Source organism: bacterium, from assembly GCA_021372515.1.
Lineage (GTDB): Bacteria > Gemmatimonadota > Glassbacteria > GWA2-58-10 > GWA2-58-10 > JAJFUG01.
Genome location: JAJFUG010000185.1, coordinates 1 through 24,264, shown reverse-complemented (window position 1 = coordinate 24,264; position 24,264 = coordinate 1). Strand labels below are relative to the sequence as shown.

Annotated in this window: 16 protein-coding genes; 12 read left to right on the top strand and 4 right to left on the bottom strand. The window is 65.0% G+C overall.

Annotated elements, in window-relative coordinates:
* From LLH00_17090 to LLH00_17075, 4 genes are all read left to right on the top strand, one after another.
* On the top strand, positions 1 to 1,672 hold a 1,672-nt coding region (locus tag LLH00_17090; GenBank protein MCE5272996.1), incomplete at its 5' end, for a hypothetical protein.
* Positions 1,665 to 1,925 (top strand): hypothetical protein, encoded by a 261-nt coding sequence (locus tag LLH00_17085; GenBank protein ID MCE5272995.1) that lies wholly within the window; start codon positions 1,665 to 1,667, stop codon positions 1,923 to 1,925. The genes LLH00_17090 and LLH00_17085, both read left to right, overlap by 8 nt.
* A gap of 210 nt (positions 1,926 to 2,135) precedes the next feature.
* Entirely contained in the window at positions 2,136 to 3,458 is a 1,323-nt protein-coding gene (locus LLH00_17080; protein MCE5272994.1) for an FAD-dependent oxidoreductase, read from the top strand.
* 61 nt (positions 3,459 to 3,519) lie between these two features.
* A complete protein-coding gene (locus tag LLH00_17075; GenBank protein MCE5272993.1) occupies positions 3,520 to 4,731 on the top strand; it encodes a 4Fe-4S binding protein in 1,212 nt (403 codons plus the stop codon).
* On the opposite strand, the gene LLH00_17070 is transcribed toward LLH00_17075, so the two are convergent.
* From LLH00_17070 to LLH00_17060, 3 genes are all read right to left on the bottom strand, one after another.
* On the bottom strand, positions 4,712 to 5,668 hold the full coding sequence (locus tag LLH00_17070; protein MCE5272992.1) for a TIGR01212 family radical SAM protein: 957 nt from the start codon (positions 5,666 to 5,668) through the stop codon (positions 4,712 to 4,714). The two genes, LLH00_17075 and LLH00_17070, sit on opposite strands and share 20 nt — an antisense overlap.
* Positions 5,669 to 5,700: 32 nt before the next feature.
* On the bottom strand, positions 5,701 to 6,276 hold the full coding sequence (locus tag LLH00_17065; protein ID MCE5272991.1) for an SPOR domain-containing protein: 576 nt from the start codon (positions 6,274 to 6,276) through the stop codon (positions 5,701 to 5,703).
* Positions 6,277 to 8,732: 2,456 nt separating this feature from the next.
* Complete coding sequence (locus tag LLH00_17060; protein ID MCE5272990.1) at positions 8,733 to 9,788, bottom strand: hypothetical protein; 1,056 nt, start codon at positions 9,786 to 9,788, stop codon at positions 8,733 to 8,735.
* A 193-nt stretch (positions 9,789 to 9,981) separates the two neighbouring features.
* On the opposite strand from LLH00_17060, the gene LLH00_17055 reads away from it, so the two are divergent.
* Positions 9,982 to 10,881 carry a lysophospholipid acyltransferase family protein gene (locus tag LLH00_17055; protein ID MCE5272989.1) on the top strand — a complete coding sequence of 300 codons (900 nt, stop codon included), beginning with the start codon at positions 9,982 to 9,984 and terminating at the stop codon, positions 10,879 to 10,881.
* A 98-nt stretch (positions 10,882 to 10,979) separates the two neighbouring features.
* Here the strand turns inward: LLH00_17055 and LLH00_17050 are convergent, their stop codons facing one another.
* Entirely contained in the window at positions 10,980 to 14,222 is a 3,243-nt protein-coding gene (locus LLH00_17050) for a DUF5107 domain-containing protein (protein MCE5272988.1), read from the bottom strand.
* A 436-nt stretch (positions 14,223 to 14,658) separates the two neighbouring features.
* Here LLH00_17050 and LLH00_17045 point away from each other — a divergent pair, with 436 nt between their 5' ends.
* The 7 genes from LLH00_17045 to LLH00_17015 all read left to right on the top strand — a co-directional run.
* Positions 14,659 to 16,665 (top strand): DUF3857 and transglutaminase domain-containing protein, encoded by a 2,007-nt coding sequence (locus LLH00_17045; GenBank protein ID MCE5272987.1) that lies wholly within the window; start codon positions 14,659 to 14,661, stop codon positions 16,663 to 16,665.
* A 51-nt stretch (positions 16,666 to 16,716) separates the two neighbouring features.
* Complete coding sequence (locus LLH00_17040; protein ID MCE5272986.1) at positions 16,717 to 18,750, top strand: DUF3857 domain-containing protein; 2,034 nt, start codon at positions 16,717 to 16,719, stop codon at positions 18,748 to 18,750.
* Positions 18,751 to 18,863: 113 nt separating this feature from the next.
* Positions 18,864 to 19,490 (top strand): peptidylprolyl isomerase, encoded by a 627-nt coding sequence (locus LLH00_17035; GenBank protein MCE5272985.1) that lies wholly within the window; start codon positions 18,864 to 18,866, stop codon positions 19,488 to 19,490.
* A gap of 124 nt (positions 19,491 to 19,614) precedes the next feature.
* The gene (locus LLH00_17030; protein ID MCE5272984.1) at positions 19,615 to 20,271 is read left to right on the top strand and encodes a peptidylprolyl isomerase; all 657 of its coding nucleotides are present in this window, start codon (positions 19,615 to 19,617) and stop codon (positions 20,269 to 20,271) included.
* Between the two features lie 194 nt (positions 20,272 to 20,465).
* Positions 20,466 to 23,075 (top strand): DNA gyrase subunit A, encoded by a 2,610-nt coding sequence (gene gyrA / locus LLH00_17025; protein ID MCE5272983.1) that lies wholly within the window; start codon positions 20,466 to 20,468, stop codon positions 23,073 to 23,075.
* Between the two features lie 165 nt (positions 23,076 to 23,240).
* Positions 23,241 to 24,008 (top strand): SDR family oxidoreductase, encoded by a 768-nt coding sequence (locus LLH00_17020; protein ID MCE5272982.1) that lies wholly within the window; start codon positions 23,241 to 23,243, stop codon positions 24,006 to 24,008.
* Between the two features lie 32 nt (positions 24,009 to 24,040).
* A partial coding sequence (locus tag LLH00_17015) for a hypothetical protein (GenBank protein ID MCE5272981.1) occupies positions 24,041 to 24,264 on the top strand: 224 nt, incomplete at its 3' end.

The window sequence follows — 24,264 nt, the reverse complement described above, 5'->3', positions numbered from 1 at the left end:
CGGCGAAACTCTCAACCAATATGCGGTCTCGGCCGGAGCGGCGGCCAAGACCACCGCCGGCGGCACGCTGCTGATGCGACGCCGCCGCATGGAGGAGATCAAGTTCGAGGGCGCGGCCCTTTCGGCACAGATCACCGAGGGTGAGCAGGAACTGGAGGCGGTCGAGACCCAGGTGGAGGAACTGGCCGCCCAGGAGTCCGAGAGCCGCCGCCGTCTGGCTGGCCTGGAGGAACGCCTGGCCCGCCTGCGCGCCGAGCGGACCCGCCTGAGCCTGGAGTGCGAAAGCCTCCAGGGACGCGTGAACTCCGCTTCCGGCGAGGCCTCCCAGGCTGAGGCCCGCGCCGCCGAGCTGGCCGCCCAGCGGGATGAGATGTCGACCCGGGCGGCCGAGGCCCGCGAGAGCCTGAGCGCCCTGGAAAGCCAGATCGGGGCCTGCCGCGCCGAGTTCGAGAACCAGAGCGCCTTGGGCCAGGAGGCCGGACGGATCATGCAGGAGGCCTCGTTGCGGCTGGCTGAGCGCAAGGCCCGCCTTGGGGAGCTGGAGCGCGGCCTGGCCCGCCTGGAGAGCGAGCGCGCCGAGGCCAAGGCCGAGGTGGAGCGCCTGGAGCGCGAGATGGAGCAGCGCCGCGCCGCCCTGGTCCATCTGGATGAGCGCGAGAGCGAGGTCCGCGCCGGGCTGGATGAGTCTTTCGTAGCCCGGGGCGCCCTGCTGGAGGAGCGCGACAGCCGCAGCGAGGGGCTGAGCGACCTGCGCCGTGAGATGGAAACCCTGGAGCAGAGCCTGCGCGAGGTGCGCCGCCACCGTGAGACCGCCTCCGAGACCCGTCACTCCCTGAGCTTGGAACTGGAGCGTATCGCCTCGCGCCGGGCCATGGTGGTGCAGCAGGCGCGCGACGGCTACGAGCTGGACCTGTCGGCCCTGGGCGAGGATTTCCCGTTCTACCCCAACGCCGAGGAGCTGGAAAAAGGCGAGCCGCCGCTCAGCGCGGAGCTGGCCGAGGACCTCAAGGACCGCATCCGCAAGCTCGGCCCGGTCAACGTGCTGGCCCTGGAGGACTACGAGCGCGAGAAAGAGCGCCTGGATTTCCTTCACACCCAGCAGAACGACCTGGTCCAGGCCCGCAACAGCCTGCTCGGCCTGATCGAGGAGATCAACCGCACCGCGCGGGAGCGGTTCATGGAGACTTTCCTGCGCGTGCAGGAGAACTTCCAGGCCATTTTCAGCAGCCTGTTCGTGGGCGGCCAGGCGCATGTCCATCTGGCCGAGGAGGACAACCCGCTGGAAAGCCCGATCGAGGTGGAGGCCCGGCCGCGGGGCAAGAAAATGCTGGGCCTGAGCCTGCTGTCCGGCGGAGAGAAAGCCCTGACCGCGCTGGCCCTGCTGCTGGCGATCTACTCGGTCAAGCCCTCGCCGTTCTGTATCCTGGACGAGGTGGACGCCCCGCTGGATGACGCCAACATCGACCGTTTCCTCTCGATCATCCGGCGTTTCTCCGACCAGACACAGTTCATCATGATCACGCACAACAAGCGCACCATGGAGATGGCCGACTGCCTGTACGGAGTGACCATGCAGGAGCCGGGCATCTCGAAAGTGGTCTCGGTGCGCCTGGACCAGATCGACGACGAGGGGCGTATCCGCAACGCCCAACCCGAGCCGGCCAATGCCTGAAAGCCGTCCATCCCGTTTCCCGCCCGAGTCCGCAGCCTATGAGCGCCGTGGCCGCCTGCCCTGTTTTACGCGCTTTTTCGGCGAGAGCGTGTCCGACGCCCTGGGAGTGGTGCAGAGCGCGCCCAGCGCGACCAAGTGCCAGGACTGCCCGGATACGGACATCTGTTTCCGCCTGACCGTGCTGCGCAGGCTGGAGCTGGCGGCCGCCGAGCAGCGGGCGCTGATCGAGCGCCTGGACGGGCTGATCTCGTAAAGCCGCCGCCTCCCCCGGTCGGTGCAACAACCCCCCGCCGGATTACATTTATCCGTGTTCTGCACTGCAGTTAGCCGCCGACCCCTGGAAATACGACGCAACTCGTTGTTATTAATACACATGCATAAAACTATTGCATTTCCGGGGCGCTTGATTTATAATTATCAACCATTTCCTGACCCGCCTCTGCGAGGAACTACCTTGCCAAACATGCCCAAAGTGATTAAGGGTTTCGCTGAGGAAACCAGGACCCTCTCCTATCCGGAAGCGATCGAGGAGGCGGCGCGCTGCTATCTGTGCCATGACGCCCCCTGCATTAAGGCCTCGCCCACCCGCACCGACATCGCCGGGTTCATCGCCCGGATGCGCTCGCGCAACTTCCGCGGCGCCCTCCGTCTGGTCAAGGAAAGCAATTACTTCCCCGGAATCACATCGCGTGTCTGCCCATATGACGAACAGAGCGAAAAAGTCTGCCTGCGCGCCAAGTTCGGCGGGCCGATCCGTATCGCCGAGCTGGAGCGTGTGCTGGCCGATTACGACCTGAACGCCAAGGCGCCCTATATGCCCGAGCTGCCCGAGAGCATCGGGCGCAGCGTGGCCGTGGTGGGCAGCGGCCCCACCGGCCTGGCCGCGGCGGCCGAGCTGGCCATGAGCGGCTGCAAGGTGATCATGTACGAGTCCTCGCGCCTGCCGGGAGGGGTGTTCACCAAGGGCGTGCCCAGCTACCTGATCGGCGAGAAAGTGATCGAGCACGAGGTCAACACCGTGCTGCAGCAGTTGGACGTGGACCTGGTGACCGGGATCAACGTGGGCGAGAACATCAACCTGGTGAGCCTCAAGCGCAGCTTCGACGCCCTGCTGCTCACAATCGGCATGGGTGTGCCGCGGCGTCTCGACGCCCCTGGGAGCGACAAGGGCGATGTGTTCACCGGGTCGGAGATACTCGAATCGCTCAAGCTGAAAGAAAAACGCCTGCGCCTGGGCGAGAAAGTGCTGATCGTGGGCGGGGGCAATGTCTCGCTGGATGTGGCCACCAGCCTGGCCAAGCTGAGCATCGGCTCGATCACCCTGATCTACCGCCGCTCGCGCGAGTGCATGCCGGTGTTCGAGAACCGTTTCCGTTTCTTCCTCCTGAGCGGCGCGGAGTTGCGTTGCAACACCGTGCTCAAGGAGATAGTCACCGGAGAGCAGGGTTTCATCCAGAAAGTGATCCTGCAGGACACCGAGTTGAAAGAGGTGGAGGGCAAGGCTCCGGTGGCGGTGCCCATCGAGGGCAGCGAGAAGGAGTTCCCGGCCGATACGGTGATTTATTCCATCGGGCAGGAACTGGACCGCACCCTGGTCGACCTGTTCGGGCTGGAGGTGACGGCTGAGGGCCGGGTAAAGATCGACCCCGAGACCTCGCAGACCAGTGACCCGTTCATTTTCGCGGCGGGAAGCTGTGTCGAGCGGGTGGATACGATAAATGCGGCGGTGGCCTGCGGTCAGGCCGCAGCGCGAAGGATAGTCAAGAAACTGACCAGCGGTAAATGATTCGGCGCCCTGCCACGGCGGCCCCGGCCGCCCGAGGGGAGTCTACCGGAAAGAGTGGAGCATGGACCTGAACCTGAGCGTCACCTTCGGCGGAGTTAAATTCCCCAACCCGTTCGTGGTCTACCATGTCCCCCCGACCAGCGAGGTCGAGCAGATCGCCCGTCAGCTCGAAACCGGCTGGGGCGGTGTCGTTCTGCGCCGGACCACCCTGAGCGCCGTGGATGAGAAACCCAGCCTGACCAACCTGCGCAAACGCGCCCCGATCTACCGCGGGGTGGACCGCGAGGACAAGCACCTGGTGGACCTGGGCTGGTACGAACCGCAGAGCGCCGTTTCGCTGGACAGCACGGAAAAGACGATCCAGACTCTTAAATCACGGGTCCCCGGCGCGGTGTTGATTTCCAGCATGCTGGGCACCAACCGGGACGAGTGGCTGAAAGTCTCGCGGCGGCTGAACCAGGCCGGCGCGGACATGATCGAGTGCGATTTCTCCTGGAGCGCCGCCGATTTCCCGGCCGTGGCCCAGGATGTCAAGCTGCTGGAAAAAGCCGCCCGCTACGTGCGCGAGGGGGCCAAGAACACGCCCGTGGTGGCCAAACTCCCCGGCATGGTGACTAACCACGCCGAGATTGTCGCCGTGCTCAAGGACGCCGGGATTGACGGGATCACGATCTTCTACGAGCCGCAGGGCATCCCCGGAATCAACCTGAACAATTTCGTGCCTTTCCCCAACGTGGGCAACCACAGCACGTTCAGCCGGATGGGCGGAGCGGCGGTCAAGCCCTACACCCTGGCCATGCTTGCCGAATGGGGCCGTCACCGCGGCGACCTCCCCGTGGCCGTGCTGGGTGGGGCCTATGACTGGCGCGATTCGGTGGAGTTCATCCTGATGGGCGCCTCGCTGGTCTGCTACCAGGGGGCGGTGCTGCAGCAGGGCATCGGCCTGATCGAGCACATCAAGAGCGGGCTGAGCGACTATCTGGAAGAGAAGTTGATCTCCACGCTCGAAAAGCTGCGCGGCAAAAGCCTGCCGTTCATGGCCGACCCGGCCGAGCTGGACCGCAACGTACCGGTGGTGGCCTCGGTGGACGAGAAGCTCTGCACCCGCTGCGGGGTCTGCTACCGGGTCTGCGAGGGCCTGGGCTACCACGCGATCAATTTCTCCAGCCAGCGCAAGCCCTCGGTGGACAAGAAAAAGTGCGTGGGCGACGGTCTCTGCGTGGCCGCCTGCCCGGTAATCCACTGCATGAGCCTCAAGCGCCTGGCCCGCTGAGCGCGCTCCCCTGAAAGCTGTCCCGCCTTTCCAGTTCCATTTCCACGGCATTTACCGTCTCCAGCTTGCGCAGGCACCAGTCCGGGGCGATCAGCTCGCGGCGCGGGGCATCCGCGGCCAGGCGCTGGATCACCACTTCCGGCCGGGTGTGCTCCAGGAAATCCGCGGCCAGGGCGGCGTATTCCTCCAGACCCAGAAGCCGGACCGGTTCGGCGGCGTTAAGCGCGGCCAGGGCCGTGCCGCGCAGCACGTGCAGGGCGTGCAGCTTGAGGCCCGCCACGTTGAGGTCGGCCAGGTAGCGCGCCGTGGCCAGCATTTCGTCACGCCCCTCGCCGGGCAGGCCCAGGATCACGTGGGCGGCCACCGGAATGCCGCGCCCGGCGGCCCTCTGCGCGGCGTCTGTGAAATCCGCCACCGTGTGGCAGCGGTTGAGCCGGGCCAGGCTGGAGTCATTGGCCGACTGCAGGCCCAGCTCCAGCCAGACCAGGACACGCGAGCTGTAGCCGGCCAGAAGGTCCAGCACCTCATCCGGCACGCAGTCCGGCCGGGTGCTGACTGCCAGGCCGGCCATATCCGGGCCGGCCAGGGCGTGGTCGAAAAGGCGGCGCAGAGTGTCCAGCGGGGCGTAGGTGGAGGAATAGGCCTGGAAATAGGCGATGAACCTGGCGGCCCCGAAACGGCGGCGCATGTGGTCGCGGCCCTGTTCGAGCTGCAAGTCGAGGTCGGTGACGGCGCGGGCGGTGTTGTAGCTGAACCCCTCGTTGTTGCAGAAGATGCAGCCGCCCGTGCCCCGGACGCCGTCCCGGTTGGGGCAGGTGAAACCGGCATCCAGCGAGATCTTATGCACGCGGCAGCCGAAAAGTTCTTTCAGGTAGCCGCTGTAGGTGCGGTAGCGCTTGCGGTCCGGGTAGGCTGGGAGTCGGCGGCTCTGGCTCAATGACTGCGGGTCCGTGGCGGTGGAAAAGTCCTTCAGACCTGTCCCTGTGGTTTGGCTGGCTCGGCCTCGGCCGGCCCCTCGCGTTCCTCGATCGAGCCTTTCACTCCGACATCGAACAGGCGCGAGCGGATGAACACCGCCTGGTCCTGGTCCTCGAAGGCCCCGACATAAAGGCGGAATTTCTTGTTGCCGCTCGAATCGGCCGAAATCTCGACCGCGTAGGAGGGGATGTCATAACCGGACAGACGGGAACGGAAAGCCTCCAGCGAGTCGGCCGGGCCGAAATCGCCCAGGCTGATCGCCCAGGGGGTGCGGCGCTTGATCGCCAGTCCAGGCTCGTTGTCCGCCGGAGCGACCTTGCGCAGCTCGGGCAGTATCCGCGCCAGCACCGTATCGGCCTGCGCCGAGCTGGAGAAATAGCCCACGTACAGGCGGTTCCAGCTACCCAGGCTGTCCAGGATCACCGGGGCCACGTACACGTCCCGCAGGCCGGCCTGAACCAGCCTGTCGCGCGCCTCCAGGGCCTGGGGCAGGTATCGGTACGAGCCGACCTGGATCGAATACTCGTAATTCTGCAGTTGCGGCGCGGGCTCGACCGGCGCAACCATCGCGGCCGAGTCGGCTGTGGCCTGCTCTCCGGAGACCTCCTCCTGGATTTGCAGACCGGGGATTGTCAGCCCGATCTTGCCCGCGAGCTGGCTCAGCAGCGGGCTCTGACGCAGGAACTGACTGACAGTGCCCTCTCTCCAGAGGACAAACAGCCCCCCGGTCATCATCATAAGAAGAGTGGTCCAGACCAGGGTCCGGGCCGCGGATTTCTTTTTCTTGCCTTTCCTTCTGACCGGCTTGACCGGTTTGGCCGGTTTAGCCGCGACATTCGCCAGCCCTGTGCCGCCCAGGTCGATACTGGTGTCCAGCTCGCCCAGGCCGTCGTCATCCGACAGCAGCGACTCCACATCCGCCATGCCATCCCCGGCCGCGGCCTGCGGCACGCCGTCGTCATCCAGTTCCACCAGCCCGGCCGGAGCTGAGGCCGCCTTGTTGGCCTTGTCCAGCTCCATCTCCAGGTCCTCGATATCGTCCTCATCCAGCGGCGCCACGGTCTGTTCCATTTGACCGTTCTTCTGCGGCGGCTCGAGACCGGCATCCGGCTCCATCTCCAGGTCAAGCTCCGCCGGTTCTTCCCCAGGCAGGTTCGCGGCCTTCATTTCGACCGGCTCCAGTTCCTCGATGGCCTCTTCATCCAGCGGCTGGAGATCCTCCTCCCCCAGCGATACGGTGTCTTCTTCCTCACCCGGCAGGGCCATGTCCGCCGGGCTGGACTCCAGCTCCCCAACCGGCAGTTCCTCCAGGTCCACAGGCTCAGGTTCATGCTCAGGCTCCGCGGCCTCTGGTTCACCCTGGTCCAGCGGGTCGACCTCCAGGTGCAGGTCCTCCAGCGTCTCCTCCGGAGCGCTCAGGGTCTCCTCGAAGCCCTCGATTTTCTGCAGGGCTTTCTCCGCCTGTTCCGGGTCGAGCACTGGCGAGGACTTGCGCGGCTTTGGGGCCGGCTCCTCCTCCAGCTCAGTCCCGGCATCCGTGAACAGCGCCTCGGACAGGTCCGGCTCCTGCCGCTCCTGCTCTTGGGCGGTCAGGTCGGACCCGGACGCCAGTTCCATCTCCTCTCCACCCAGTTCATCCTCGAACTGCGTGGTCGCCTCTTGCGCCGCCCGGGGCGTTTCCGCAGCACGGGGCAGGCGCGGCTCAGGGGGCAGGTCCGGCAGCTCGCCGCGGCTCAGGTCGCGCAGCTCCTGCTCGAAGGATTTACCCTCCGAACCGGCCCCGCGGCGTTCATCCTCCTCATCCAGGAACAGCAGCTCGCGGGGCAGGTAAATCTCACCCTCATCCTCCCCGGCCCCTGCGGCAGCCTTTTTCGCGGGCTTGCCGCGACCGACGGACGGCTCAACCGGACCGGTCTCAGCCAGCGGCCCGTCAGAGGCATCCTCCAGAGGCGGAAGCTCCTCCAGGGACAGCTCCTCCAGCGGGGTCTCAGCCTCAGCCGCCGCGGACAGCTCCTCCGGCGACAGCTCCATGTCGCCCAGGTCGAAACTCTCCTCGCCCGGGAGGGCCGCCTCTGTCAATTCCGGTTCCCCGGTGGAAAGCTCCTCCAGCGGGTTAAGCTCCTCCAGGGACAGCTCCTCCAGCGGGGTCTCAGCCTCAGCCGCCGCGGACAGCTCCCCCGGCGACAGCTCCATGTCGCCCAGATCGAAACTCTCCTCGCCCGGGAGGGCCGCCTCTGTCAAGTCGGGCGCCTCGGCGACAGGCTCAGCCGCGGCTGCCTCGACAACCTCCGGAACGGCGGCCGGGGCCTCGGGCGGCTCCTGCGGCTCGCCGCTCCAGAGCAGGCGCAGGCCGGTGGTCTCGGGCAGACGGGCTTTCAGCACCGCCAGGTTGTCCGGCAGGCTCTGGGCGGCTGCGGGGTCATCACCCGCGAACAGCAGCACCGAACTCACGGCGGGCAGACAGGCCAGGTCACGGTGACAGGACAGCGGCGGGGCGATCAGGATCAGCGGGCCGCGTCCGAGGTTGCCCAGCCATTCCAGAAGGCCCGGCCACTTGCGGTCGCGGTAGATGTCAGCCGCGCGGGGGGTGTAGGTCCCGGGCGGGATCACTCCCACCCCGGGGAAATCACGGCTCGCGCCGGGCAATTTGTCGCGGGAGACGCCGTAGAGGAAATGGTCGCTCAGCCCCTCCCGTCCCGCCTCTCCCAGGAGCCGTTCGTGGGGGGCGGAGATGTCCAGGTCGAGCACCAGCGCCGGTGCGCCCTCGATCAGTCTCTGCGCCAGCAGGGATTCAAGCGCGTCGCGGGCGGCCGGGCTTTCATCCGTCGGGACGAGGAGGAGCGTGCCTTGTGGGGGAAATGTGTCGGACGGCTCGGCTTGGGCGGCCAGGGCGTGCTCGAGGCCTGGAGAGGTTTTCTCCAGGGAGTCCTCCAGCTCAGCCGTGGCCGGCAAATCGAGTCCCAGGTCGGACAGATGTCGCGTAAAAGCGGTCATTCGCGGTAAACCCGGCTCCTGCAAGCGTTTCAGGATGTGGGCTGCGCAACGAGCTGCTCCGCTTTCCACGAGTTGTGGAGACGGATGCCTTTCAGGTCCGGTTTATCCAGTCGGTCCAGGTACTCCCGGTCGAACCCGAAAAGGTCCACTGCGGTGCCCAGACGGCTGACCAGACAGGCGACTCCGGCGTTGTTGGTGACCACTTTGTCGCTGGCTTGCAGGGCTGCCAGCATGTTCCGGAGGTTGTTGAAACGATGGACGCAGGCACTGAACGGTTCCAGTTTATCCGACTCGTTCTCCGGAACGAGGTTGGAGGCGATCACCAGGTTGATCGGATCGTGCGCATGGGTCAGCTCCGTCAGGAAAGCTTGCAAATTCTGCACCAGAGATTTCTGGCCCGGCCGCCAGCTCGGTACGCAGACGATAAATGAGCCGCCCGCAGCCTGCCTCCGCCGGTGACGGATGAACAGGACGGCTTTCTCCAGCTCCTCGGCAGTGGGCTGGATCACCGGCCGGCTCGATTCGAAAGGCCCATTGACCTGCAAGGCCCTGAAAAGGTGCGACATGCGCTCCAGGTACAGCGTGTCGGAGGGCGGAGTCTTGAGCAGAAGGTTGTAATGGCGGCTGCTGAGCACCGTGGGGATGCCGGTGCGCACCCGCGCCCCGCTGTGCTGCACGATCATTGTCTCGCCGCGCGCCGAGTCGAACGAAAGATTCACTGCCCAGTCGAAATTTTCCTTCTGCAGCAGGGTCGTGGTCTTGTGGAAATCGCCCTCCAGGTAATGGCTCCCCCGGTGCTCGCGGCCGATCGCCCGGACACGCCCCAGGTTCTCCAGCAGGCAGGCCTGGTCCGGCGCGGTCAGCACGCAGACCTCGGCTTTGGGGAAACGCTCCGCCGTGGCCCGGATGAAAACAGCCGCCAGCGCCAGGTCATCCAGCGACTCGCCCGGCACGAGCAGAATCTTGTGCGGATCGCCCAGATGACGCTGGAACGAGACCGCCTCGGTTTCCTCGGGGCGGCGGAAAAAACGTTCCAGCAGGCTGTCAAGTTTTGCCAGCAGACGGTCGTAGAAAGGCTCAAGCATCGGGGTGTCCGGGCGATTGAGGGGCGCGTCGCCTGCGGATGCAGGTCACACAATCACTTGCGCTTATTCCGGGTTAAATATTATAGTTGGTCGACGGTTTGTCAATGAATTGGGTCTCAAAAACTTACATCGAAGCCGCGCAAAGATTTAGCCCGGCTTGAGCTTGATTATCAGCTTGAATCCTGGAGGTGGTGTGCCGGGCGCCTGGAAAAAAGTCTCCCATCTGCTCGAATATGTCGCGGCCCGTGTCGCAATCGCGGCCTTGCGTGCCGCACCCCAGCGGACCGCCCTGGCGTTCGGCGGACGGCTGGGCGAGTTCGCCTGGGACCGGATCGGGATGCGGCGCGGGGAAGTGCGGCGCGAGCTGGCCCTCTCGTTCCCGGACCTGGGCGCGCCGGAGCTGGAAAGCCTGGGCCGGCGCTGCTACGTAAACCTGGGGCGGGTGTTCGTGGAGATGTTCCTCGCTCCCACGCTCTCCACCGAACGGATGGCCGCGCTGATCGAGATGGACGGCCGCGCGGTGCTGGAGGAGGCCCTGGCCGAGGGCCGCGGCGTGGTGAACGTGACTTTCCACTACGGCGACTGGGAACTGATGGGCGCCTACACCGCCCGCCTGGGCTACCCGCTGGACGTGATCGCGCGGGGGCAGAAAAACCCCTGGTTCCACCGCTATGTCACCCGGATGCGCACTGCGAGCGGGATGCGCCTGATCCCGGTGACCCAGGCCCCACGCGCCGTGCCGCGCGCGTTGCGCCAGGGACGGATAGTCAGTTTCCTGGCCGACCAGGACGCCCACGGCGAGGGCGAGTTCGTCCCGTTTCTGGGACGGCCCGCCTCCACGCCCAAGGGCCCCGCGCTCTACGCGTTCCGCTACGGCTGCCCGGTGGTGTTCACGCTCATGTTGCCGCTGCCGGACGGGCGCTGGCGGGTGCATTTCGAGCGCGCGCCGCGGCCAGAAACTGTCGACCGGGAGCAGTTCGTGCGCGAGCTGACCGCCTGGTACACCCGCCGCCTGGAGGATTTTGTGCGCCAGCGGCCCGAGCACTGGTTCTGGCCGCACAGGAGATGGAAGACCCGGCCGCCGGGGGATTGAGAAGACGAAAAGCCGGCTGGAGTATGGAATACAGAAACGGCGCCCGGAGAACCTCTCCGGACGCCGTTTCTCATTCCTGCTATTTTATCCGAGCCAACTCACCAGCCAGCGCGCGGCGGGCTGACAGCGCGCAGGGACACGATCGGGTCCTCGGACAGGGCCTTGGTCCGGTAGGAGTCGGACTGCGCCTTGTCGCCCAGGCCCTCGTAGGCCAGGGACAGCTTGTAGTCCTGGATCGCCTCGGCCCGGCGGTCCGGGTCGAAATTGATCCCATCCTCGATCACGTGGTCGTTGGTCTCGGGCTTGCTCTGCACCGCGGCCAGGAAATCCTGGAACACTTTGGTCGACTCGGCTTTCCTGCCCAGCTTGGCCAGGGCCAGTCCGCGGTAGTACTGGTGTGCGTCATCCGGGCGGGTTTGGACCTCGACCACCTTCTGGAACATCTTGCGCGCCTCGCCTTTCTGGCTCAGGGCTTCCAGGGCCAGGCCGATCTTGTACTCCTTGCGGGCATGGTTGGCGCGGAACGGCTCGGCCACCTCGAGGTTCTCGGGGTATTGCATCGAGGCCTGGTAAGCGGCCAAGGCGCTCTGGAAATCGTTCTTGGCGAAAGCGGCGTCACCCTTCATGATGTTGCTCTCGACCCAGTACTGGTGTATGCCGTAGCGGCCCTCCCACGAATGGAAATGGTGGTCGGACAGGTACTTGAGAGCTTCCTCGTAGCGGCCTTTCTGCACGTAGAGCGAGATGAGCTGGGTCAGGGCCGGATCGCAGGCCTCGACCGCGTTCATGTTCGCTTCCAGGACCGCCAGGCGCGCATCCATGTCCTTGCCCAGCTTCTTGTTCACCGCGTCGAACTCGTACAGCGCCTGGCCGGATGAGGGATCGGCCTTGAGGGCGGCGGTATAGGCCTCGGCCGCGGCGGCGTACTCTTTCTTCTCGTTCAGCGCAAAGCCCAGGTTGCGCCAAGCCACGGCGTTGCCGCCGTCCAGGGCGGCGGATTTCTTCCAGGCCTCGACGGCCTCGCCCTGGCGGTCGAAATTGTAGAGCACATGGCCCAGGAAATACAGCGCCAGGGCATCGGAGCCATTCTTCTGCAGGGCCCAGTTCAGCACCGGCAGGGCCTCGAGACGGTTGGGGAACACGTAGCGGCTGGAGCCTTTCGCGGCCTGGCTCAGCAGGGCGGCGGCGCGGCTCTCGTTGCCGGCCAGGTGGTTGTACCAGGCATCGTAGTACAGGAGCATCGCGTTGTTGTCGCCGCTCTCGGTGGCGTTGGAGAGCACCATCGAGGCCAGGTCGTACATACCGCAGCGGCCCAGGCGCAGCGCCAGCTCGATGTTGTTCTGCGCGTCGCCGCGCATGATCTTCAGCGCCTCGTCCCTCACATCCCCGGCCTCGGAGCCGCGGCCCAGGTCACGCAGGGCCAGGCCCTTCACCGCCAGAGAGAGCAGGTCGAGCGGATCGGTCTTGCGCACGCTCTCGGCCAGGGCCAGGGCCTCCTGGTTGCGTCCCAGCTTATTGAGGATCAAGCCCTTTACATCGATGGCCTCCACGTTGTCACCGTTGCCGCGGACCGAGCGCTCGATGTGCTCCAGGGCTTTCTCCGGGCGGCCCTGACGCAGGGCCAGCTGGGCCAGGTCCATCTCGGCGGCGGCATAATACGTGAAATCGTAGCTGGCGCGGTTGAGGCTGAACTCGGCGTCCGCCTCCTGCCCGAGCCAGAGCTGGGCCATACCTTTGTAGTACCAGGCCTTGTAAAAAGCCGCGTCCCGCTCCAGCGATTTTTCGAACAGCGGCAGGGCTTTCTCGAACGAGCCCTGCTTGAGCTCGATCAGCCCGAGCGCGGTGTTGGTGCGCACATCGCCCGGGTCACGGCGCAGAGCTTCCTCGTAGTAGGGCAGCGCCCGCTCGATCTCGCGGAACTTCTCGGTGCGGTCGCCGATGGTGAACAGCTCATCCACGCTCTTCACATCCGCCGGCTTCGGGTCACGCGGGGCCGGTGTGGGCAGCGGCGGGTTGGTCGGCCGTGGGTGGGCAAAGGTGAGCAGGGTGTCGCCCTTGGCCGAGATCACGGTCATGGTCAGGTCGTACAGGTCCACGCCCTTGGGCGCCTTGACCTCGTCGATGAACGGCTTGGCCGGGTCGGCGCTCACGGTTTTGGAGTAGATTTCGCCGCCCTTGGCGCTCAGGACCACTTTTGCGCCCTCGTTCTTGCCGGTGGGCGACCAGCCGAACTTGGCCTTGCCCTTGTCCAGCTCGATATTCAGCGCACCCTCGAGGTTGGCGTAATCGTAGACCCCGATGTCGCGGACCGGGAACCAGTAGTGCGTGAACACCTTGGTCTCGCCGGGCAGTATCCAGTGGTAGTCGGGCTGGTTGTCGGAATAGGCCCCGGCCTGCGGCTCGAAATAGGGCGCGTCGCCGTCGGTCAGGATTTTCTCCCAGATGCGGCCGCTGGGCGCGGTGCCCCAGGTCCAGAGTTTCTTGCCGCGCACGATGTTGTGGTCGGCGAAATGGACCATGCCGCCCTTGGACTCGGGAGAGTAGCCGCCGAAATAGTCGGACTTGGATTCCCAGGAGAAGAAGCTGGAGGCCGGCGGGATGTTCTTCCAGTAGCTGATGTTCACGCCGTCGTTGATAGGCCAGTGGTAGAAATCGTGCTTGTAGTGGCCGGTGGCGATCTCACCGGGGATCACGGCCTGGTAGTTCTCGGTGATTCGCACCGCGGCGGTGGCCCAGTACTGGAACGACTGGGCGTAGGGGGTGCAGTTGTACAGGCGCACCTTGGTCTCGACCCAGTTACGCCCCGGGTACACGGTGGTGCCCACGGCCCAGCGCATCCCGTAGACCAGGTCGATCTCGCCGGTCCAGGCGGTCTTGGAGCCGTCCGGGTTCTCCTGGAGGGTCCAGTCCGTGTTGCGGAAGCCGGAGGGACGGTGGCCGTGAGGGAAATTCCACTCCACGCCGCCGGAGATCCAGGCCCCGGTCATACCCACCAGGCCGGGCTTTATGGTCACCTGGTCGTACAGGAACTGGTAGCCGTTGGTCTTGTCCTGCGCCCCGTGCAGGCGGCCGCCGATCTCGGGCAGCACCAGGGCCTTGACATATTCATTCTCCACCCAGAGGGCGTTGTACTGTTTCTGCACCTTGTTGTCGGTCAGCTTGTCCAACATGGCGTAGGGGTAGACCATCTTCCCGAAAGCCGGCATCTGCTCGGGAGCGCCGATCTGGTAGGTGGGGATGGTCAGCGGTGCGCTGTAGACCTTGACCTCCTCGGCCCGTCCGCTCGAAACGAACGCCGCGAACACGGCCAGTGACAGCAGAAAGCCACGCAATCTCGACACGGTGCCTCCTCCTCGGGGTAGCTTAATACATAGTGGCTGCGGGGATTCAATGCCGAACAGTATTGTCTGTTGTGTGAAAACGTAAAAAATATAGTTGCCCGACGGGGGTATAACAATGTAAATTCTTTGCGCACATTACTTATCCGCGATATTCGTACTTATCGCGGAATGCGTCGCCGAAGCCATGCCCGAAGTAGTCCCGGAGCGTGTGACCCGCTTCGGATTCAAATCGGCAACATAGCGAGTAAAACCCGACCGGTCAAGCTTGATCGAGACAGCCGAAACTGTCCCCGGCTTTTCGCCGTTTTTTTCGGTCGCGGGCGCAAGCTCTTGATTGACAAACACCCGCCCACGGCTTAACGTTGAACAGGTTCCCGATCCGGCGCCGGCTTGATTCAGGCCCCGGCCGCAGTCAGTACTCAACAAGGAGCTGAAAATGAAAATAAGGACCTGGACCCGGGCGCTCGCGCTGCTGTTGCTGCCGGCCCTGGGCCTTAGCGCCCGGCCCCTGGCTGCCGCCGACACCGCGGCCGCCGAGATTATGGCCCGCCTGAACGCGGTGGACGCCGCCAAGTACCCGGATGCCAACGCCGTGGTGCTGGAAAGCCGCCGGGATGTGAAATACAACGCGGACGGCACCTACCTGGACCGCAGCTATGAGCTGGTCAAGGTGCTGACCGAGCCGGGCAAGGAGAACTACGGCGAGGCCGGGTTCGACTACACCCGCCAGTATGACGCCGTGCGGATCGAGATGGCCCGGGTGATCAAGGCGGATGGCCGGGTGGTGGACGTGCCGGCCGAGATGATAAAGGATGTCACCCACCCCGCGCTGGCCCAGATGAACATCTACGACGCCAACGCGCGGGTGCAGATGGTCACGTTCCCCAATCTCGAGGTCGGCGACGCCATCGAGTACTCGGTGCTCGATTCCTGTTTCCTGCCGCCCATCGAGGGCCAGTACGACCTGATCGAGGTCTTCCAGAGCGGCGACCCGATCCTGTTCAAGCAGGTGCGGGTGGACGGTCCGGCGGAGCGGCCCCTGCACCACCTGGTCAAGGATGGCGCGCTGGAGTTCAAGACTGCGGGAAAAGACGGCCGGGTGAGCTACGAGTGGACCGCCCGGGATGTCCAGCGGATCGTGGAGGAGCCGGCCATGCCCAGCCTGCTGAGCTTCGCCCCGCGCGTGCTGGCCTCCACCCTCGGCTCCTGGAACGAGGTCAGCCGCTGGTGGTGCGACATGACCGGCAAGTTCCGGGTCCAGGACGACAGCCTGCGCGCGATCACCCACGCCCTGACCGACACGCTGACTACCGATGACGCCAAGATACTGGCGATCTACCATTTCGTGGCCCAGAAAATCCGCTACATGGGCCTCGGCACCGGCAAGAAAGCCGGGTTCGAGCCCAAGCCAGCCACCGAGACCCTCTCCACCCGCTACGGGGTTTGCCGCGATGTGGCCGTGCTGATGGCCACCATGCTGGACGTGGTGGGGATCAAGAGCTACGTGGTCCTGACCCGCGCCGGCGAGAAGATCGACAGCGAGATCCCGACCATCGCTTTCAACCACGCCATCGTGGCCCTGCCGGACGGCAAGGGCGGGTTCTATTTCGCCGACCCGACCGTGGAGAACACGGTGGACCTTCTGCTCACGGTCGAGGCGGATGCCTCGATGCTGGTCTGCACCCCCGAGGGTGTGGACCTTCAGACCAGCGCCCACTCCCCGGCCCGTGACAACCTCGGCTCCATCTCGGCCCGCACCCGGGTGGATGCCGCCGGCAAGCTGACCAGCGAGGTGACTGTCGACACCCGCGGCATCTACGACACCGCATTCCGCGGCTGGTGCAAGCGCTATCAGCCACGCCAGCTCGCCAATTTCTGGCAGCAGGTGATCACCCGGGTCCACCCGGGCGCCGTGCTGACCGGGTTTTCCACCAGCGACCCTGAGGACCTCTACCACGCTTTCGGGATCAAGTTCAGCTACGAGATCGACAAGTACGCGGTCCAGGCCGGCAACTACCTTCTGGTGCGCTCCCCGGTGGCGACCAACAGCTTCGAGCTGATCCTGCGCCAGTTCCTGGCCGATGCCGGTCTGCCCGAGCGCAACTACACGTTCGACCTGGGAGTGACCCTCGGCTCGGAGCAGAAAGAGAGCCTGGTCCTGCCCGCGGGCTGGCACGTGAAATCCCTGCCCAGCGAGGTGGACCTCAGTTCCGGGCCTCTGTCCTACGACATGAACTACAACAGTTCCAAAGGCGGCGAGAGCACCCCCGGCCTCACGGTCGATTACAGCAAGCAGTTCCTGATCGATTCCAAGCAGCTCGACCCGGCCCAGTACCTGGAGCTGAAAAAGATCCTGCGCACCAGCTCGCGCAGCGGCCGCGGCGAGATTATTCTGGAGCGTGACGGCAAGAGCGCCAAGGGCGCCTCCGGCGCTTCCAACTGAGTCGGGCCTGAAACGGGTCCCAACCAACCGCAAGTCCGGAAAAGGGAAACCATGAAAGCATTCCACAGCAGGGGTCAGGCCCTCGCCGCGGCACTCGCCCTGAGCGCGGCCCTGGCCGCCGCGCCCGCCGCACAGGCGGTTGCAGCCCCGGATTTGAGCGCCCAGGAGGTCCAGCGCCTGGTCAGCTCCGCCCCCGGGGCGGCCGAGTACCCCGAGGCCGGGGCGATCATTCTCTACGACCACAAGCGCCTGACTGTCAAGGCGGACGGATCGCAGAGCCTGGATGAGCACATTCTGGTCAAGGTCCTCAAGGACCGCGGCCGCGGTTTCGGCGACCAGAAACGCATGTACGACGAGAAGACCGACAGCCTGAGCATCCTCACCGCCCGCACCTGGCTGCCGGACGGCAGCAGCGTGCCGGTGGAGGACAAGGCGATCAACGTCATCACCCCGCCCGAGCTGGTCGGAGCGGCGGTCTACGCCGATATCAAGCAGAAAGTCATCTCGTTCCCCTCGATCGGCCCGGACGTGGTGGTGGAGCTGCACGTGCGTACGGACAGCCGCCCGGATACGATGGTGGCCGGGGTGCGCCCCTACGGCGACCTCGAGGTGTTCCGCGGCGAGGAGCCGGTGCTGGACAAGAGCTACGAGCTGGTGCTGCCCGAGTCGTTCCACGAGCCGCTGGTGCGCACGGACAACGGCCTGGCATCGGCCGAGGTGACGCGCGAGGGCGGCACGCGGCTCTACCGCTGGCATTCCACGAACGTTCCAATGATCACCCGCATCCCCGACATGCCTCCGGTGCTGGCCTATGCCCCCAGCCTGTTGTTTTCCAACGTGGAATCCTGGGAGAGGCTGGGCCGCTGGCTGGCCGCGCAGTTCTACCCCGCGGCCGCACCGGATGAGGCGATCCGCGCCAAGGCCGCCGAGCTGACCCGTGGCTGCGCCACGCCCGCCGACAGCATCCGCGCGATCAGCCTGTTCGTGCAGAAAAACGTGCGCAACATCCCGCTCAGCCTGGGCCTGGCCGGCTGGAAACCGCACGCCGCCTCCAAGGTGCTCGAAAACATGTACGGCGAGCAACTGGACAAAACCGTCCTTCTCAGCTCGCTTCTCAGCGCGGCCGGGTTCGAGAATTTCCCCGCCCTGACCGGAGCCGACCAGATCGATGTTTCCTCGGATCAGGTGCCATCGGCGGCGCAGTTCTCGCGGATGGCGGTCTATGTCACCCGCACGGTCGAGGACTCGGTGTTCTCCAATCCGTTGTACGACGGGGCCAAGCGAAGCGGTATGTGGCTCGTGCCTATGGCGCGCTACAACCGCTACGGCTATTTCAACAGCGGCCAGGCTGCCCGCGCGGTAGTGGTGATGCCAAGCGGAGGCGCCCTGTTCCGCACCACCGAGTTCCCGCCCGAAAAAAGCCTGTCGCTGACCACCGCCAGCCTCAAGCTGGACAGCCAGGGCAACGTGAGCGGCCGCTACGAGACGCAGTGCGACGGGCTGTTCGACGCCCAGGCCCGCGCCGCGCTGATGGACCTCACCCCGGTGGACCTGGAGAAAAATTTCCAGCAGGCCGCCAACTCGATCAACGAGGGCGCGAGCCTCGAATCCTGGCGCCTGAGCGACCTGAAAGACCTCTGCCTTCCCGCGAGCGCCTCGCTCGATTTCAACGCCCCCGAGCTGGGCGTGCTCCAGGGTGACATGCTGATCCTGCGCCTTCCGCGCGCCCCGTTCGATTTCGCCGGGCTGCCCTACTTTCCGCAGCTGCGCGAGCGTGAGTACGACTTTGTCTCCAGCGGGTCGTTCGTGCTCAGCTCCGAGGTCACGCTCGAGCTGCCCGCGGGCTGGCAGGTGGCCTACAGCCCGCAGACCGACCTGAGCCAGAGCCGTTTCGGCAACGCGGTCACCGCTTGCCGTGTCGAGGCTGGCCGGCTGGTCCTCACCCGCCGTCTCACCGTGACCGCGCGCCGGGTGAGCGTGGCCGATTACGCCGAGTTCCGCAGCTTCCTGGAGCAGTACAGCCTGCCCGAGAAGTCGCTGCTTCTTTTCGAGCGCAGCGCGGGCAAGCAGGCCTCCAAGCGGTAACCTCTTTTGCGGCATCGAGTTAAAACCGTTGTCAAACGGCGGCTGTGCTGTTATATTGTCTTTTTGTTATCCGGCTGATTCCTGATCCTGCAAACACATATCGAGTGGGAATGATGTCCGCCAAATTGAGCCGGTTCCTTATTTTGAGCGCCCTGACAGTTCTGCTCGCAGCGGGCGCCTGCCAGGAGCCGCCGCCGCACAACGGAATGCAGCTGGCGGCCCTCCGCGATTTCGAGGCCCAGAAACACAACCGCAACGTGGTGGTGATCGAGACCGAATACGGTGAGATCGTCCTCGTGCTGATGTCCAACGCCGCCAAAACGACCGCCAGGACGTTCAGCGACAATGTCACCCGCGGGTTCTACGACGGGCTGTCGTTCCACTACGTGGCGGCCGACGACATGATTCAGGGCGGGGACATCAACTCGCGGGACGACGACCAGTCGGACGACGGCGCCGGTGACCCCGGGTTCAGTGTGCCGCTGGAGCAGGGCGGCCGCAACCTGCGCGGCTTTGTCGGACTGGCGCATCCGGCCGGCGAGCCGGACAAGGGCAACAGCCAGTTCTACATCCTGCTCAGGAGCAAGCCCGAGCTGGACGGCCGCTACACGGTGTTCGGCCAGGTGGTGGACGGGCTGGATGTGGTGCAGAAAATTTCGGAGCTGCCCGCAGATGCGGACGGTCATCCGCTCAAGAAAGTTGTCATGAAGCGAGTCTACGTCACCGAGCGTTTCCTCTGATTAGGCTCGCCGGACGGTGGGCCGTGCCCCCCGCCGCCGGGCTCGTGCGGGACGCGTTGCTCACCCAGAGCGCCCCGCACGGACTCGCCGGCTGCATCCCGAGGACAAGGAAAGGATCACGGACATGTTCAAGCTGAAAAACCTCTCCGTTCTGGGCCTGGCACTGGCCCTGGCCACCGGCTGTTCCAACAACAAGGCCACCGAGCAGCAGGCCGCCAAGCCCAAGCCCGAGATACCCGGCGTCCCGCAGATCAAGCCGCTCGCCCCGGAGGATGAGGTGGCGGTGATCAGCACCGATTTCGGGAAGATCGTGATCCGGTTCTTCCCCGAGGTCGCTCCGGGCCATGTGGCGAATTTCATCGACCTGGCCAAGAGCAAGTTCTACGACGGGACCACGTTCCACCGGGTGATCCCGGGTTTCATGATCCAGGGCGGCGACCCGAACAGCAAGGACGAGGATCTGGCTAACGACGGGATCGGGCGCGGGCCCCGCATGCTCAAGGCCGAGTTCAGCCGTATCCCTCACACCCGCGGCATTGTTTCCATGGCCCGCGGCCAGGACCCGAACAGCGCCTCCTGCCAGTTCTTCATCATGGTGGCGGACGCACCCCACCTGAACGGCCAGTACAGCGCGTTCGCCAAGGTGATCGAGGGCCTGGACACAGTGGACAAGCTGGTGGCCCTGGAGCGCAACGAGAACGACAACCCCGGCAAAGTGGCGCTCATCCGCAGTGTCACGATCCAGAAAGCCGGAGACGTCCTTAAATTCCCGCTGAACTGAGCGGCCGGGCGCTCGGAGCCTCCTCAAGCGCGCGGATTTTCAGCCGAGGGCTTCCTTGGGCCTCCCGCCGCGCCCCGAAAGCGCAGGGGTGTCGGAGGAAGCCTTCGTTTTAAGGCAGCCGGACCGGAGCCGATCCGACCGGGCCGACCTTTCAAACCAGACCGGTTCAACCTGAGAGCAGAAGCAGACTAAAAATGGCGATCGAACAGCAGAGAGAAAGGATTCTTCCCCGGTTCATCGAGGACGAGATGAAGGACTCCTTCATCAACTACTCGATGTCCGTGATCATGAGCCGCGCCCTGCCGGATGTGAAGGACGGGTTCAAGCCCGTGCACAGGCGCATCCTTTACGCCATGCACGAGCTGGGCCTGGTGCCCAACCGCGCTTTCAGGAAAAGCGCCACCGTCGTGGGCGATGTGCTGGGTAAATACCATCCGCACGGAGACAGCTCGGTCTACGATGCCCTGGTGCGCATGGTGCAGGATTTCAGCCTGCGTTACCCGCTGGTGGACGGCCAGGGTAATTTCGGCTCCATCGACGGCGACCCGGCCGCGGCCTACCGTTACACCGAATGCCGCCTCCAGCAGGCCTCGGTCGAGATCCTGACCGATATCGACAAGGAGACGGTCGATTTTCAGCCCAATTTCGATGACCGCCTGCAGGAGCCGGTTGTGCTGCCGGCCAAGCTGCCCAACCTGCTGATCAACGGCTCCAGCGGCATCGCCGTGGGCATGGCCACCAACATCCCCCCGCACAACATCTCCGAGGTGGTGGATGCCTGCGTGGCCCAGATCGACAACCCCGACATCACGATCGATGAACTCCTCGGTTTCATCCCGGGGCCGGATTTCCCCACCGGCGGGTTCATCTACGGCCGCTCCGGCATTGTCGAGGCTTACCAGACCGGCCGGGGACGTATCCGCCTGCGCGCCAGGGCGTTCACCGAGACCAAGAACAGCGGCAAGGAAGCGATCATCATTTCCGAAATCCCGTTCATGGTCAACAAGAGCAAGCTGCTCACCGACATGGCCGACCTGGTGCGGGAAAAGAAGGTCGAGGGTATCTCCGACATCCGCGACGAGTCGGACCGCGACGGGATGCGGATCGTGGTGGAGCTCAAGCGTGACGCCTCGGCCGAGGTGGTGCTCAACCATTTCTACGCCAAGACCCAGCTCCAGACCACTTTCGGCGTCATTTTCCTCGCCCTGGTGGACAATGTGCCGTGCGTGCTCAACCTCAAGGAAATAATCCAGCATTTCATCGACCACCGTCACGATGTGGTCACGCGGCGTACGAAATTCGAGCTCAGAAAAGCCGAGGAGCGCGCCCATATCCTGGAAGGCCTGAAGATCGCGATCGACAATCTGGACGCCGTGATCCAGGTGATCCGCTCCAGCGCCGATACCAACAGCGCCCGCGAGCGCCTGATGGCCCAGTTCGGGCTGAGCGAGATCCAGGCCCAGGCCATCCTCGACTTGCGCCTGGCCCGCCTGACCGCCCTGGAGCGCGACAAGATCGAGCAGGAGTACACCGAGCTGCTCCAAACCATCGAGCGGCTCAAGTCCATCCTGGCCAGCCGTGAACTGCGCATGCAGATCATCAAGGACGAGCTGGCCGAGATGAAGCAGAAATTCGGCGACCCTCGCCGCACCGAAATCCTGGACGACATGGGTGAGTTCAACATGGAGGACCTGATCGCCGAGGAGGAGATGGTGATCACGGTCAGCCACCTCGGCTACATCAAGCGCCTGCCGGTGACCACCTACCGCCGCCAGGAGCGCGGCGGACGGGGCAAGAGCGGCCAGTCCACGCGGGAGACCGATTTCCTGGAGCACCTGTTCATCGCCTCCACGCACGACTATATCCTCTACATCACCGAGAAAGGCTCCCTGTTCTGGCTCAAGGTCTACGAGATACCGCAGGCCGGACGAACCGCCCAGGGCAAGGCGATTGTCAACCTGATCGACATCGAGCCGGGCGACCGGGTGGCCGCGATGCTGCCGGTGCGCAACTTCGAGGACGGGCTGTACGTGTTCATGGCCACCCGTGGCGGCGTGATCAAGAAAACCCCGCTCTCGGCGTTCAGCAACCCGCGCCGCACCGGCATCCGGGCGATCCAGATCCCCGAGGACGATGTGGTGATCGGGGCCAAGATCACCGACGGCACCAATGATATCGTGCTGGCCACGCGCCAGGGGATGGCGATCCGCTTCCACGAGGACAGAGTCCGGCCGATGGGCCGCACCGCCTATGGGGTGCACGGCGTCCGCCTGGACTCGGGCGACCGGGTGATCGGCATGGTGGTCATCAAGCGAGAGTCCACCCTGCTCGTGGTGAGCGAAAAGGGCCAGGGCAAGCGCTCGGCCGTGTCCGACTACCGGGTGACCAACCGCGGCGGCAAGGGCATCATCACGTTCCGCGTGGGACCGCGCACCGGCGAGCTGGTGGCGATCATGGACGTGGTGGACGATGAAGAGCTCATCATGATCACCCAGCAGGGGCTGATCATCCGCCTGCGGATCGCCTCGATCAAGGTCACCGGCCGCAACACCATGGGCGTGCGGCTGATCAACCTCTCCGAGGGCGACCGGCTGGTGGACGTGGCCCGGATCATACCCGGCGAGGAGGAAAATGGCGACCAGCAGGACCTGGTGGCCACTGACACGGTCGAGGGCTCGGCCCCGCCGCGCGGCGGAATTATCCGTCCGCAGTCGCCGGAGGAGGATGACCAGATGGAGTCCGAGGCCGAGTTCGCCGACGATTTCGAGGAAGAGAACGGCAACGGGGACGAGGACGAGATTTAACCTCGTCAAATCCAGCCTGTCGCTTGCGCAGGGGCACGGAATGCCGTGCCCCTGCTTTTTTTGGGGCCAGGTTACTGCCCTCCACCTTGACAATCCCCCGCATAAACGTCAGAATTAACCTGGAAATGGAGCCTTTGCCAACCGCCAACCGCGGGGATGGGATAAATGTACCCTGAGCTTCACGGCAAGGCCGCCCTGGTCACCGGGGCGGCACGCGGTTTCGGCAGGGCCATCGCCCTGCGCCTGGCCCGCGAGGGCGTGAGCGTGGTGGTCAACTACCGCCGCAGCAAGAGCGACGCGCAGAAAGTGGTGGATGAGATAATGGCCCTGGGCGTGCCGGGCGTGCGCGCGGTGGCCCTGCGCGGGGATGTGGGCGACGAGGAGAGCCTGCACAAACTGTTCGAGGCGATACGCGAGGAATTCCAGTGCCTGGACATCGTGATCGCCAACGCCGCGTTCGGCGTGCCGGGTGAGCTGATGAGCGCCACGGTGCGGCATTTCGAGGTGACCATGAGCGCCTCGGCCCGTTCGCTAATGCACCTGGCCCAGCATGCCGCGCCCATGATGAGCGCGGGCTGGGGCCGGATCGTGAGTATCACCAGCGAGGGTGGCCAGAAAGTGCTGCCCGGCTACGGGGTGGTGGGCCCGGCCAAGGCGGCCCTGGAGTCAATCACGCGCTACCTGGCCGTGGAGCTGGCCGGCCGCGGGATCGTAGTCAACGGTGTGATGGCCGGCCCCTGCGTCACCCGCAGCTTCGAGGCCATCCCCGGGGCGAGGGAGCACCTGGAGCAGACTGTCTGCCGCGCCCCGATGAAACGCCTGATCGAGGAGGAGGACGTGGCCAGCGTGGTGGCCTGGCTCTGCTCCAACGAATGCCGGATGATAGTCGGCCAGTTCATTTTCGTGGACGGCGGCTGCTCGATAACGGCGTAAACCGGCCTAATTTAATCCCGCAAGGAATATCTATGTCCGAAACGATGACAGGAGGCTCAGGCTTCCGCGAAGTGCAGTATTTCCGTCAGACCTGGCTGGTGGCGTTCGTGATTCTGGTGGCGGCGTTCAACATGGCGGCCCTGGTCTGGCAGGTGGTCCTGGGGCACAGGCTGGGCACCAATCCGGCCCCGGACTGGCTGGTGGTGGTGATGTTCTGCGCGTTCGGCCTGGCTTTTCCCTGGATAATGCTCAACAT

Coding starts and splice junctions, on each gene's coding strand:
- LLH00_17085 (MCE5272995.1), top strand. CDS start 1,665: ATGCCTGAAAGCCGTCCATCCCGTTTCCCGCCCGAGTCCGCAGCCTAT.
- LLH00_17080 (MCE5272994.1), top strand. CDS start 2,136: ATGCCCAAAGTGATTAAGGGTTTCGCTGAGGAAACCAGGACCCTCTCC.
- LLH00_17075 (MCE5272993.1), top strand. CDS start 3,520: ATGGACCTGAACCTGAGCGTCACCTTCGGCGGAGTTAAATTCCCCAAC.
- LLH00_17065 (MCE5272991.1), bottom strand. CDS start 6,276: ATGGTTGCGCCGGTCGAGCCCGCGCCGCAACTGCAGAATTACGAGTAT.
- LLH00_17060 (MCE5272990.1), bottom strand. CDS start 9,788: ATGCTTGAGCCTTTCTACGACCGTCTGCTGGCAAAACTTGACAGCCTG.
- LLH00_17045 (MCE5272987.1), top strand. CDS start 14,659: ATGAAAATAAGGACCTGGACCCGGGCGCTCGCGCTGCTGTTGCTGCCG.
- LLH00_17040 (MCE5272986.1), top strand. CDS start 16,717: ATGAAAGCATTCCACAGCAGGGGTCAGGCCCTCGCCGCGGCACTCGCC.
- LLH00_17035 (MCE5272985.1), top strand. CDS start 18,864: ATGTCCGCCAAATTGAGCCGGTTCCTTATTTTGAGCGCCCTGACAGTT.
- LLH00_17030 (MCE5272984.1), top strand. CDS start 19,615: ATGTTCAAGCTGAAAAACCTCTCCGTTCTGGGCCTGGCACTGGCCCTG.
- gyrA (MCE5272983.1), top strand. CDS start 20,466: ATGGCGATCGAACAGCAGAGAGAAAGGATTCTTCCCCGGTTCATCGAG.
- LLH00_17020 (MCE5272982.1), top strand. CDS start 23,241: ATGTACCCTGAGCTTCACGGCAAGGCCGCCCTGGTCACCGGGGCGGCA.